At 70.7% G+C, this 6,794-nt stretch carries 6 protein-coding genes and 1 pseudogene; 3 read left to right on the top strand and 4 right to left on the bottom strand.

Translation table 11 applies throughout. The features are described from left to right. Positions 1–30 precede the first annotated feature (30 nt). Complete coding sequence (locus EF918_RS30460; protein WP_125652157.1) at positions 31–507, top strand: ATP-binding protein; 477 nt, start codon at positions 31–33, stop codon at positions 505–507. A 10-nt stretch (positions 508–517) separates the two neighbouring features. Beyond that, positions 518–1,246 (top strand): class F sortase, encoded by a 729-nt coding sequence (locus tag EF918_RS30465; RefSeq protein ID WP_125652158.1) that lies wholly within the window; start codon positions 518–520, stop codon positions 1,244–1,246. 35 nt (positions 1,247–1,281) lie between these two features. Here EF918_RS30465 and EF918_RS30470 read toward each other — a convergent pair whose 3' ends face one another. Then, the gene (locus EF918_RS30470) at positions 1,282–3,765 is read right to left on the bottom strand and encodes a hypothetical protein (RefSeq protein ID WP_125652159.1); all 2,484 of its coding nucleotides are present in this window, start codon (positions 3,763–3,765) and stop codon (positions 1,282–1,284) included. A gap of 348 nt (positions 3,766–4,113) precedes the next feature. Between EF918_RS30470 and EF918_RS30475 the strand changes: the two genes are divergently transcribed. Further along, entirely contained in the window at positions 4,114–4,395 is a 282-nt protein-coding gene (locus EF918_RS30475; RefSeq protein ID WP_125652160.1) for a hypothetical protein, read from the top strand. Positions 4,396–4,502: 107 nt separating this feature from the next. Here the strand turns inward: EF918_RS30475 and EF918_RS30480 are convergent, their stop codons facing one another. From EF918_RS30480 to EF918_RS30490, 3 genes and pseudogenes are all read right to left on the bottom strand, one after another. Further along, positions 4,503–4,904, bottom strand: coding sequence for a DUF6009 family protein (locus EF918_RS30480; protein WP_125652161.1), 402 nt, complete (start codon positions 4,902–4,904; stop codon positions 4,503–4,505). Continuing rightward, positions 4,901–6,424, bottom strand: coding sequence for a phage/plasmid primase, P4 family (locus EF918_RS30485; protein ID WP_185921992.1), 1,524 nt, complete (start codon positions 6,422–6,424; stop codon positions 4,901–4,903). Before EF918_RS30485 ends, EF918_RS30480 begins: the two co-directional genes overlap by 4 nt. After that, a pseudogene (locus EF918_RS30490) lies at positions 6,421–6,794 on the bottom strand (DNA primase); the annotation flags it as partial. The pseudogene EF918_RS30490 and the gene EF918_RS30485, both read right to left, overlap by 4 nt.

A 6,794-nucleotide genomic window follows, 5' to 3' on the forward strand; every position in this document is an offset into this window, starting at 1 on the left:
GTCCCCGCCCGGTCCCCAGCGGAGCCCACCATGCCCCAGATCCCCCACCATTGCCTCCACGCGCGCACCCTGGTCGTCCTGGAACACCTGGACCGGCCCACTCAGCACACCCGTCGGCTGCTCACCCGCCAGTTCCGGCGCCTGGGCCTGCTCAGTGGTGGCGACGGCCCGGACCGGCGCCGCGCCGAGGAAGCGCTCCTGATCGCGAGTGAACTGGTGGGCAACGCCTGCCGGCACTCCCCCGGTCCCACCCGGCTGACCTCGCACTGGCACCCGGGGACGCGCCGCCTCACCCTCGCCGTGTCCGACCCCTCCTCCCGGCCGCCCCGGCGCAAGCCGCCGGAGGAGCGGGGCGCGGACGGCGGCTACGGCATCCTCCTGATCGAGATCCTCAGCCAGTACTGGACCGCCGTCCCCCATCCCGACGGCGGCAAGACCGTCGTCGTCTCGCTCGACTTCCCGCCCCCGGCCTCGCACCCCGAAGGCCGCCCCCACGCATCCGAATGAGGGACGCACCATGACCGCACAGCACCACCGGCCCGGCAAGGACTCCGAGGCCCCGTACACCGAGCAGCCGTACGTCGGGCAGCAGCTGTACGCAGCACAGCCGGCCACCGGGAACGACCCGGGACAGCAGCCCCGGCGCCGCCGGCGCGGGCTCTACCCGACGCTCGTGATCACGGCGGTGGCCCTGACCGCGGTGATCGCCACCGCGTGCTCGGGGAAGTCGCCCACCCCGGCCCCCAGTTCCTCGCAGGCGTCCACGTCCCCCGCCACGGTGCTGCCCGCCTCGGTGCCCGACCGCATCGTCATCCCGTCGATCGGTGTGAACGCCAAGCTGAACACGGTGGGGCTCCAGTCCGACGGCCAGATGGAGGCGCCCGACTTCGCCAAGCCCATGGACGCCGCCTGGTACCGGATGGGGCCCACGCCCGGCGAGGCGGGCCCCGCGGCCATCGTGGGCCACCTGGACACGCCGGAGGTTCCCAAGGCGGTGTTCTACAAGGTGCCCGACCTCAAGAAGGGCGCCGAGATCGACGTGAAGCGGGAGGACCACACCACCGCCGTGTTCACCGTCGACGAGGTGGAGACCTTCCAGAAGAACACCTTCCCCACGCAGAAGGTCTACGGGGACACGGGCGGCAAGGCGGAGCTCCGGGTCATCACGTGCGGCGGCTCCCTGACCCCGGACCGCCACTGGGACTCCAACGTGGTCGTCTTCGCCCACCTCACGGGCAAGGCGTAGGCCTGCGGCTGCGGGCGGGGACGGGCGCAGACCGGTCAGAGCTGGTGGTACGGCCGGTTCAAGTGTCGACAGATCGACTGCATCTTCACCACTTCCTCGTCGCTGTCCGCCGGTAGGCTGTGTTCGATCTTGCCGCGCAGCATGGTCAACTCTGTGAAGGACGCCCACCAATCATGCTGCTGAGCGACAAGGCGGTTGAACTTGTCGGCGCCCCCGTCGCTCAGGCTGTGCAACTTCTCCTCGAACGTGACCCAGCGCAGAATTTCGCCTTCGGCGCTGAAAACCTGGTCGAAGGCCAGCCACGGCTCGTACCAGTCACGGAGAAGAAAGAGCTGAGTCGTCGAGAGGGAGTCCCAATCGACGGGGACAAAGGTTCCGCTCTCCAACTGCCTTCGCGTCTCCAGTATCCAGGGCACGGCCTGGCGCACCTCGAGGAGCGCCTCCTGGGGCACGATCCGACCGATACGGGCACTGTCCCACAGCCCTTCGTCGTCGAGGATGCACCCTGCGACGTCCTCGCCGAGGGCACCACCCGCGCGGAGCACGGTGACCAGCGACAGCCCCGGGTCGTCCTCGGACAATCGTTCCAGCAGGACGACGGCCTTCTCGGTCTGCGCGATGATTCCGTCACCCGGGGATTCCTGCGCATAGCGCATCAGCCACTCGAAGTGAATGTCCTTGGAGTTGAGTTCCACCTCTCCCTCGTGAGTGAGGAAGAACTCGATCTGCCAGGAGTCGCACCCTACGGACTCGCCCAGCCCGAACGCCGACGCGGTCGCCCGGCACTTGTATCCCCCGGCCACTTCCTCGTACGAGGTGATGGCCGAGACCACGTCGGCCGCCGCCACTGATGCGCCGTTCGCCTGAAGGCTGAAGCGCCGCAGCCTCCGACCGGCGAAGGTGAACGCGCCGTCAGGGGCGATGCCGGGGAAGGGGTCCTGCGTGTGCCGCGTCCAGTCCGCGAGCGCCGCCACGAGTCCGCCGCTACGGTCGTCCGGAGAGAAGCGGCCGTCGCGCAGGGTGCCGGAGACGCCGTTCACCATGACCGTCGCGGTCCCGGTCGCGGGGTCGAACGCGAAGAGGTCCACCTTCCCCTCGGGGGCCGCCTCGCTCATGCCTGCGAAAGCCCGCTTCAGCAAGGTCACGAGCGCCTCACGGTCCCGGGTGTCCTCGAGGATCGCCGGATTGACCAACTTCTGCAGGTCCACCGCGATCTTGCCGATCTGGACGAGCTGCCCGACGACCGGCGCGCTCTTCGCCGCCATCGCGGAGCCGGTGGCCGCGGTGTCCCAGTGCAGTGCGGGAACGGCCACGCCACTGATCGGTTTGAGGACTTCCGAGGTCGTGTCGGCAAGGGTGCTGCTCCGCTTCGCGGCCGGATCCGGCTTGTACTCCCGCCCTGCGAGTTCGAGTATCTTCTCCGGATCGCGCGCCTGGCCACGGGCAGTGAGCCCCACGATGAGGCGCTCGAGGAGTTCGTACGTGGTGTTCATGGCGGCCGTCGTGGCGAGGACCGCCGGGGCGCCACCCGCCAGGCTGAGGCACTGGGCCGCCGCGGTCAGGGTGGCCAGGGTGATCCTGATGCCCACCAGGGCCGCCGCCACCCTGGGGTTCTCACTGCTCAGGTTTTCCTTGATCTTCTTTTCGGCGTCCTCGGTGGCCCACCGTACGATGTTCTTGGCGGCCTCGAACATCGCCGCGCCCAGCTCGGTGCACGCCGTCGTGTACTCCACCCAGGCATCGAGCAGCCCCTCGTCCCTCGCCTCTCTCCGAGCCCGCGAGCGGGGCGGTTCGTGCCGCTCCATGTGACAGGCTTCACGCAGCGCCGACTCGGCGGTGTTCAGGCCGGCATGGGCGGCTTCGAGCAGTTCCAGGGCCGGGAGCTTCTCCGGCATCTGCCGGTAGTGACCGTACAGCTCGGCGAACTTGGGTTTGACCTGGCGGGTGACAGCAGTCATGACCGCCTCCATACGGGCGACGGTCAGCTCGGACATGGCGGTTGTCAGACCCTGACTGCCTTCACGTTCCCACTGCTTGGACCGGGCCTTGGCAAGTTGCCGGCCCATGTTCCTCTGCTGCCTCTCCTTGACCTGCTCGTCGGTCACCGTCTGCGCTTCGGTCTGTCCCCGGTTGCGCGCCTGAGCCAGCTCTTCCGCCAGTTGCTCCCGGGCCTTTGCTACCGCTTTGTCCACCCAGCCGCGGATCGCGTTGCAATGTTCGAAGAACCCCAGCTCGAGCTGCAGGTTCCAATCGCCGATCAGCCTCTCGACGCCCGCCGCCTGCACCGCATCGGAGTAGCTCCGCGGATCACTTGCCCGGTACTTCTGGACCAGCGTCAACCAGAGCTCCAGCGTGGACTGGTCCGGCTTCTTCTCCAGCTCGTACCAGCGCCCGAACAGGTTGATCCAGTCGTCGCCCGCTGTGAACAGGTCTTCCACGGTCTGCGGGCACTCGTTCCGGTCCCGGACGAAGTCGAGGTCGGTCCCTTCAGAGATCCATGTCAAGTTCGGCACGTCCACCCCTCCTGTTCGAGCCGCCCGCCAGCTCTCCCTTCCAGGCTCTCGACGCGCCCGAACGGGGGCCAGCCCGAAGGGGACCACCTTCCGCCAGACCTCCACGCAGCCGTTCGGACGTCCCGAACGGCCCGGCCACGAGGGCGGCGGGGCAGCACACTGCCCCGCCGGCCGCCGGGTCTCCCCCCGTGTCCCGCCTCCCACCCGTCACCCGGCGGTGGTTCCGGTGCTTTCGCTCCACCTGGTGCAAACGGGTCCCATCCGGTCGATCATGCGGTCGGAGGGTGCCAGGTACCGCCCGTCCGTGCATGCTGGTGTTCTCCCACGTCAGCTGGACCGGTGAAAGGACACGGTGTGCACGCCGCCGCCCACGATGAGCTCAGCGCGCAGTGCGCCTTCCTCGACGCCCGGCTCGCCGACCTGCTCCGCAGGTCCGACGGTGCGGAGGTCATGCCGGCCGTCCAGGCCCTGGTCGACGCCGTACGGGACCTGGTCCGGCAGGCGGACGGCGCACGCGTGCGCGGCGACCGCGCCGGGTACGACGCGGCGGCGCGCTGCCTGCACTCCGTCGCCGGCCAGTGGGCCGACCACCCGGACTACCGCGCGCCGCGGCCGGACCTGACGGCCCAGGCTTGACGGCCCAGGCTTGACGACCCGGGCATGACGACCCGGGCTTGACGACCCGGGCTTGACGACCCGGGCATGACGGCCCGCCTCCGACGACCCGCCCCGTTCAGCCCCCCTCAGCTCTCCGGCAGCAGGATGCCCAGCTCGCGCATGGCGGCCGACGGCGGGCCGGCCGAGCGCTGGGTGCGGCGTCCGGGGTCCCGGGGCACCAAGGTGCGGGGGTCGACCGCCTCGGACGGGCTGCTGAACGCGTAGCTTCCGTCGGGCTGTTGGTCGCGGTCGTGCGGCAGCAGCCAGAAGACCCGGCGCAGGAAGGTGCCCGAGGCCCTGGAGGGCCTCGCGGCCGGCCCGAGCACCGCGTAGCCGACCATGCGGCCGTCCCGGTGGTACGGCGGCCGGCCCTGACGGCTCGGCAGCCGTTCCAGGCTCTGGCGCACGTAGTCGAGATGGCTGATGTCCTCCAGCCAGACCACCCGGCTCTCCTGGGCGATCTGGTGCGGTTCGATCAGGCCGCTCACGGCGTCACCTCGTCGTCGCCGGGAGAGAGGAGCAGTCCGATCCCGGGGTAGAACTTCCGCTGGTTGGACGTCAGCATCTGCTTGGGACTGCTCATCCCGAGCGTCTCCCGGATCCGGGCCGCGAACGCCCGTGAGGTGACGGGGTTCGCCCCCTCCGCCAGACACCACTTCCGGTAGGCCTGGTAGAGCATCGCCTGCTCGGCCCGCAGCCCCATCTCCAGCCGGCACCGCTCGGTGACAAAGCGTCCCATGTGGTCCTCCGTCTCGGCGTAGGCGGTCGTGGCCACGCGCACCCGGTCCGGTCCCGTCAGGTCCTTCTCCCCCGCGAGATAGCGACGGGCTCCTTCGATCAGCCAGTTGAGGATGGCCGGTCCCTCGTCCCGGACGAGGGAATCGGCGAGGTTGTCGACCTTGCAATGATCGGGTACGACGCGTTCGAAGGGAATCATCCGGATGCGCCGCCAGAAGGCGAAGCCGCCGGTGCCCACTTCGGGCCGGTGGTTGCCGATCAGCCAGAGCTTGTGGGTGGGGTTGATGGAGAAGAAGTCCTGCCGCATCCGTCGTGCCTTGATCCTGTCCCCGCCGGTCAGCAGCTTCACCCGGGCCTCGTCGAAACGGTCGCCCGGTTTGAGTTCGCTGCACACGATGACCCGCCGGCCGTGGAGTTCGGCGAGTTCGGTGGGGTGCCCCTCGAAGGGCTTGGCCATGAGGAAGCCGGGCGGCGCGGCGTCCGCGTAGTCGCCCAGCAGTTTCATCAGTACGTCGAGCAGTACGCTCTTGCCGTTCTTGCCCAGCCCGTGGAGGAAGGGCATGACCTGCGCGCCGACGTCGCCCGTGATCGAGTAGCCCAGCAGCAGCTGGAGGAAGTCGATCATCTCGGCGCCCTCGGCGTCCGGTCCGAAGGTGTCGCGCAGGAACGACTCCCACCGGACGGCAGGGACGCCCTCCGGCGCGACGCTGGTCGAGCGCGAGTGGTAGTCGCGGGCCGGGTCGGGCGCGCTGAGCCTGCCGGTGCGCAGGTCCACGACCCCGCCCGGGGTGCACAGGGCGTACGGCTCCGCGTCCAGGCTGGCCGCGTTGAGGACCATGCCGGGGGCCGACTTCGCCTGGAGGAGCAGGGCCTTCATCCCGGCGGTGGACAGGGCGCGGCGCCGGTTCTGGCGCAGTCCCGAGGTGCTGTGCACCCCGGTCGGGTCGTGCTCGGCGAGTTGCTCGGCCATCTCGCCGGCGGCCCACACGACCGTGTCGTCCTCGTCGGACTCCCAGCGGTAGCCGGTCCACCGGTACCAGCCGAGGCCGGGCACGTGCCGGTACTCGCGGCCGTACAGGGACACGAACAGCTTGGCGTTGCCCCGGTCCGTGAGGCTGTCGGGCAGCAGCCCGGCCGGAGGGGCGCCGACCGCGGGCTGCGCCTGCGGGGCGAGGGGGGTCCCGGCGGGGTGCCCCGTGGAGAGCCCGCCCTCGGCGAGGATCCGCATGGCCACCGCGACCGGGTCGAACCCCGTGGAGGCGTCCGTCATCCGCGTCCTCCCGCGTAGAGGGGTCTGGTCCTGCCCGCGGCCAGACCGCTGGAGATGATGCGGCGGGCCCGCTCGGTCTGGCCGGGCCGCACCCGGGCCGCGGCTTCGACCAGGGCGCGTTCGCCGGCCTCGGGGTCGAGACGGTCCGCGGCGATGAGTCCGCCCACCGTGTAGGCGGCCCGGTTGAGCCGCTCGGAGAATCCGGCCCCGGACGGGACGCCCGCACAGGCGGCGAGGTCCCCGAGCACCCGGGCCAGCACCGCCACCGCCCCCGACCCCGACCGCGGCCGCCCTGGCTGGGCCGGCCCGCCCGGCACCTGCCGGGCAGGCGCGGGCCGGGGACGCCCCGGCCGGGGGCCGGGAGCCGGGG

The sequence above is a fragment of the Streptomyces sp. WAC06614 genome (assembly GCF_003949795.1).
Classification (GTDB): Bacteria; Actinomycetota; Actinomycetes; order Streptomycetales; family Streptomycetaceae; genus Streptomyces.

Bases quoted from the DNA above. Each gene is read 5' to 3' on its own strand.
- EF918_RS30460 (WP_125652157.1), top strand. From the start codon at position 31: ATGCCCCAGATCCCCCACCATTGCCTCCACGCGCGCACCCTGGTCGTC.
- EF918_RS30465 (WP_125652158.1), top strand. From the start codon at position 518: ATGACCGCACAGCACCACCGGCCCGGCAAGGACTCCGAGGCCCCGTAC.
- EF918_RS30485 (WP_185921992.1), bottom strand. From the start codon at position 6,424: ATGACGGACGCCTCCACGGGGTTCGACCCGGTCGCGGTGGCCATGCGG.